This is a genomic window from Frankia sp. CcCS3, from assembly GCF_977927575.1.
This window is the reverse complement of the sequence record NZ_CDWRCL010000269.1, coordinates 1-4,978: the sequence shown is the minus strand read 5'-3', so window position 1 is coordinate 4,978 and position 4,978 is coordinate 1. Positions and strand designations below refer to the sequence as shown.

Annotated in this window: 3 protein-coding genes and 1 pseudogene; 2 read left to right on the top strand and 2 right to left on the bottom strand. The window is 66.2% G+C overall.

The genetic code is table 11. The features are described 5' to 3' along the window. The first annotated feature begins 137 nt into the window (after window positions 1-137). Together AC08OQ_RS17620 and AC08OQ_RS17615 are read left to right on the top strand one after the other, a co-directional pair. Window positions 138-2,042, top strand: a complete 1,905-nt coding sequence (locus tag AC08OQ_RS17620; RefSeq protein WP_476601031.1) for a phosphoenolpyruvate synthase — start codon at window positions 138-140, stop codon at window positions 2,040-2,042. 6 nt (window positions 2,043-2,048) lie between these two features. Continuing rightward, window positions 2,049-2,600 (top strand): PEP-utilizing enzyme, encoded by a 552-nt coding sequence (locus tag AC08OQ_RS17615; protein ID WP_476612217.1) that lies wholly within the window; start codon window positions 2,049-2,051, stop codon window positions 2,598-2,600. 596 nt (window positions 2,601-3,196) lie between these two features. On the opposite strand, the gene AC08OQ_RS17610 is transcribed toward AC08OQ_RS17615, so the two are convergent. Both AC08OQ_RS17610 and AC08OQ_RS17605 read right to left on the bottom strand, forming a co-directional pair. Continuing rightward, window positions 3,197-4,294, bottom strand: coding sequence for an aromatic ring-hydroxylating oxygenase subunit alpha (locus AC08OQ_RS17610; RefSeq protein ID WP_476601035.1), 1,098 nt, complete (start codon window positions 4,292-4,294; stop codon window positions 3,197-3,199). A 326-nt stretch (window positions 4,295-4,620) separates the two neighbouring features. Further along, window positions 4,621-4,978: pseudogene (locus AC08OQ_RS17605) on the bottom strand (hypothetical protein); the annotation flags it as partial.

Below are 4,978 nucleotides of genomic sequence, written 5' to 3'. Positions count from 1 at the left end.
TATGGGGGACGCGGTGACGAGGGAAGGCAACGAGAGATGAGGACGTGCCCAACACGAGGTTCGACAGAGCTGGAGGTGCCGGTGATTCGATCGGCCAGTGCAGTGGAAGAGAGCACGGCTGCCCCGGAGGTATCGCGATGAGCGAGCAGTACGTGTTGGGTCTTCAAGAGGTTGACGAGATGCAGGTCGCGGTCGTTGGCGGCAAGGGTGCGCACCTGGGGGCGCTGTCGCGGATCGAAGGCATCCGCGTGCCGGCTGGCTTTTGCGTGACGACGGACGCCTTCCGGCGGATCATGGCGGAAGTGCCGTCGATCGAGGGTCGGCTCGAGCAGCTGTCGCGCCTGAAGCCGGATGACCGGGAGGCGATCCGCACGCTCAGCGCGGAGATTCGCCGGACCATCGAAGGGATCGCCATCCCGGGCGATCTCGCGGCGGCGATCCTCCGGCACGTCAGCCGGTGCTGGGCCTCGCTGTTCACCGAGCGGGCCGTGACCTACCGCCAGCGCAACGGCGTTGACCACCGTACGGTCCACATGGCGGTGGTCGTGCAGCAGATGGTCTTCCCTCATGCGGCTGGCGTCCTGTTCACAGCCGACCCCGTCACGTCCAACCGGAAGGTCGCCTCCGTGGAGGCCAGCTTTGGCCTCGGTGAGGCCCTGGTCTCCGGCCTGGTGAACCCGGACGTCTTCAAGGTGCGCGACGGCGAGGTCGTCGCCGAGGCGGTCGGCGCCAAGCAGCGTGCGGTTCACGCCTCGCCGGCGGGCGGGACGCAGGAACAGGCGATCGACCTGGAGCGGCAGGAGCAGCCGACGCTGACGGCTGCGCAGGTCGTGCGGCTCGTGCAGCTCGGCCGGCGGATCGAAGCGCACTTCGGCCGCCCCCAGGACATCGAATGGTGCCTGGTCGACGACGGCTTCCAGATCGTCCAGAGCCGGCCGATCACCACGCTGTTCCCCATCCCCGAGTCCGGCGACCGGGAGAACCACGTCTATGTCTCCGTCGGCCATCAGCAGATGATGACCGACCCCATGAAGCCCCTGGGGCTCTCCTTCTGGCAGATGACGACCCCCGCGCCCATGGCCGAGGCCGGCGGCCGCCTGTTCGTCGACGTCACCCAGAGGCTGGTCTCGCCGACGAGCCGCGCCGGCTTCCTGGAGCTCATGGGGAAATCCGATCCGCTGACCGGGGACGCGCTGCAGACCATCCTCGAGCGCGACGGCTTCATCCGGCCGCTGCCTGACGAGGGTCCCCCCGGGCCACTGTCCGGCGGCGCGCCAGCCCCGATCGAGACCGATCCGGCCATCGTCACCGAGTTGATCGGGCGCAGCGAGGCTTCCATCGCCGCCTCGGAACGCGACATCCGGACGAAGTCGGGAGTGGCGCTGCTCGACTTCATCCGGGTGGACCTCCAGAAGCTGAGGCGGATCTTGTTCGATCCGCGGAGCCATCAGGTGTTCATGTCGGCGATGGAGGCCACCTGGTGGCTCAACGAGCGGCTGGAGGCGTGGCTGGGCGAGAAAAACGCGGCGGACACACTCACGCGGTCCGTGCCCCACAACGTCACGTCGGAAATGGGGCTGGCGCTGCTCGACGTCGCTGACGTGATCCGCCCACATCCGGGCGTGGTGGCGTTTCTGCAGCACGTCGAGGACGAGGGTTTCCTGGACGCGCTGCCCAAGCTCGCGGGCGGGCGGGAAGCGCGAGACGCCGTCGAGGCCTGGCTCGACAAGTACGGCATGCGCTGCGTCGGCGAGATCGACATCACGCGGCCGCGTTGGCGTGAACGCCCCTCCACGCTCGTGCCCATGATCCTCGGCAACATCAAGAACTTCGAGCTGGGCGAGAGCCGACGACGCTTCGAGCAAGGCCGGCAGGAGGCCTGGAAGAAGGAGCAGGAGCTGCTGGAGCGATTGCGGGCCCTGCCGGACGGGGAGCGCAAGGCCGACGAGACGAAGCGGATGATCGACCGGGTCCGGACCTTCATCGGGTACCGGGAGTATCCGAAGTACGGCATGGTCAGCCGCTACTTCGTGTACAAGTAGGCCTTGTTGGAAGAAGCCGAGCGCCTCGTACAGGCCCACGTACTTCGTGAGAAGGAGGACATCTTCTACCTCACGTTCCAGGAGCTCCACGACGTCGTGCGCACGAACCGCGTGGATGACCGGCTCATCGGCCGGCGCAAGGACGCGTTCAGGTCGTATCAATCGCTCACGCCGCCCCGGGTGCTCACGTCGGATGGCGAAGTCATCGCCGGGGCGTACCGACGCGACGATTTGCCGGCCGGCGCGCTGAGCGGCCTACCGGTCTCCGCCGGGACCATCGAAGGGCGGGCCCGCGTCATCCTGGACATGGCACGGGCCGATCTCGAACCGGGCGACATCCTCGTCACGGCCCACACGGATCCCAGCTGGACGCCCCTCTTTGTCGCCATCGCGGGCTTGGTGACGGAGGTCGGAGGATTAATGACTCACGGCGCGGTGATCGCACGGGAGTACGGATTGCCGGCCGTCGTCGGTGTGGTAGATGCCACCCGACTGATCCCCGATGGGCAGCGGATCCGCGTGCACGGCACCGACGGGTACGTCGAGATTCTACCCTGACTGATCACACCGAGAACACCCATCCGTGACTTCCGACCAAAACAACGCTAAACGCTAAGAAGTTAATCTTTCTGGGTTAGGATTCGGAATGAAATAACTTGTTCACTTCGGGGTCCTCGCGAGCCCGTGACCTGCGAAGACGCATATCGGCTTGCATTAATTACTTCATTACGAATTCTTACGCGGATGTGGGCGCGTCCTCGGCGGCGAGGCGCTCGCAACGTCGCTTCCCCCACTCGCCCAGCGGGCGGAGGGCCTCGTTGAGGGACGTGCCGTGCTCGGTGAGGGACGTGCCGTGCTCGGTGAGGGACAAGGACGAGGGCGCCGGGATAGTCCTCCAGCGTGGCCTCCAGTTCCTCGACGAGCGTGCGGGACAGGTGATTGGTCGGGTCGCCCTTGGCCTTCCGTAAGCGCGGAGTCTTCATCACCTCCGGCACGCTGGAGCGAGTGTGACAGCCGGACTCGGCCAAGCTGAGATCAGATCGTTGCTGGAGGAACTGGACGCCGAAGACGACGTCCCGGCCTCAAATTCGAACGGATCCACGGGCCCCGGCCCACCCGCGCCGGGGCCGGCGCGGGGCCCGTCCGGACCGGCGCTACCCGCCGAATGCGGCAAGTGCCTCGTCGATGACCGCATGACGATGGTGCAGCCCCGGCTCGTTGCGCCCGAAGACGAGCTCAGGCCGCACCCCCGACGCCATGTTCTTCTGGATGTCGATCGCCATGCGGTAGTCCTCGTCGCGCACCGTGGCGTGCGCGTACTCGAAGATCTCGTCCGCGGCGGTTCGCGTCGCCTCGTCCGTGAGATCCATCGGCGACGCGTTCTGGTGGTAGGTGATCGAATGACCCGGCCCGCTCCCGGGATAGACCCGGAACACCTCGCCGTTGGCGACGGTGACCGAAAGGACAACGTTGGGGAACAATGCGTAGATCACCACGAGGTTGTGCAGTGGTTCCCATTCTTCCTCGGGCTTGTCCGCGAGGTCCGTGATGTGCCGCATCGGGAAGACCAGCCGATGGTGCGGGCCGAAGGAGTCGAACAGCGCGCAGTTGCTCTTGGTGATCAGCGCGAACGTGTCCCGGTGCACCGTGGCGAAGTGATAGTTCTCGGCGAACGTGTCAAGCGCGAACTTCCAGTTGATCGGGAAGTCGAGCACCTTCTCGCCCACCGAAGCCCAGCTACCGATGTCCCAGGACGCGAGTTCCGGGCCGAGCTCTCCCAGGTGGGCGTCGATGTCCAGGGGACCGCTGTCCGGCTGGAGACCGACCCACAGGAATCCGGAATGCTCCGCGGCGGGCAGTTGCGTGAGGCGGGGCTTCCCGGCCATCGTCGAGGGGAAACCTTCACGGCCGGGTCCGCCGACGAAGTCACCCTGGGCGTCATATACCCAGGCGTGATACGGGCAGACGAACCGTTCGGCCACGCCACAGCCCTCCGCGACCGGCGCCTGGCGATGGGCGCAGACGTTCTGGAAAGCCCTGACCGTGCCGTCCTCGCCCCGGGTCAGAAGCACGGGAACGCCCATGACGGTCTTCGTGCAGTAGCTTCCGGGCGCCGGCAGCTCAAAACGGTAGCCGACAAGCTGCGGAGAGCGCAGGACAAGCTCGCGCTCGCGCTCGAAGCGTTCCTGGCCCGTGTACGCCAGGGCTGGCTGGCGGCGCTCAGCGGGCACCATGTCGGTTGTCTTGTCCATCGCGATTTTGAGCGCCCGTCGAGTGAGATCGATGAGCTCGTGGCGGTCGATCTGAGGCCTCCTTGATGCGGCAGTCCTGATACGGCGGTTACGTCATGCCAAGAGTGCCGAAGTATCGGCACAAGATCGCATATGACGTAGTAGCGAAATCGTATATGCCCTCGGCCAAACGCCGTTGAGCCGGCATCGTCGAATTCTCAACAGGAGCGACGGTGTCACTCTATGTGCAACACCGACAATAATCCCGGGTAGATGGGTACGCTATGTCATAGACATACGACCCTGCGTAGACGACACCCGAACGGATGGTCAGGCCGAGCCGATGGTCAGGGCGAGCAGGTGCTGCCGGGCTGACCGAAACCCGGCCGGGAGAGGTCGAGGTCGATCCTGTTGTCCGGGCCGAGGACGCGCGTGCGTTCCAGGACGCATTCCCGATGCGTCACGGTGTCGGTGACGGTGATGCGCTGAGGGCCGGCGTAGAGCGATCCGCTACTCCAGTCGGACGACCCGGTGCTGGTGCGAACGGCGAAGGAGGAGATCGGGTAGCCGGTGGAGGAACGGGCGTGGCCACCGAAGATGACGATCCGCACCCGGCCCGGTGCCGGCGGCCGGCCGCGGTCGGTCAGTTGCCCGCTGATCCGAGCGGTCCCGGGGTCGCCGAGGGCGGTGAGGGCGATGCGGCCG

What these genes read in the sequence shown, in the direction of transcription:
- AC08OQ_RS17620 (WP_476601031.1), top strand. Translation starts at nt 138, where the DNA reads ATGAGCGAGCAGTACGTGTTGGGTCTTCAAGAGGTTGACGAGATGCAG.
- AC08OQ_RS17610 (WP_476601035.1), bottom strand. Translation starts at nt 4,294, where the DNA reads ATGGACAAGACAACCGACATGGTGCCCGCTGAGCGCCGCCAGCCAGCC.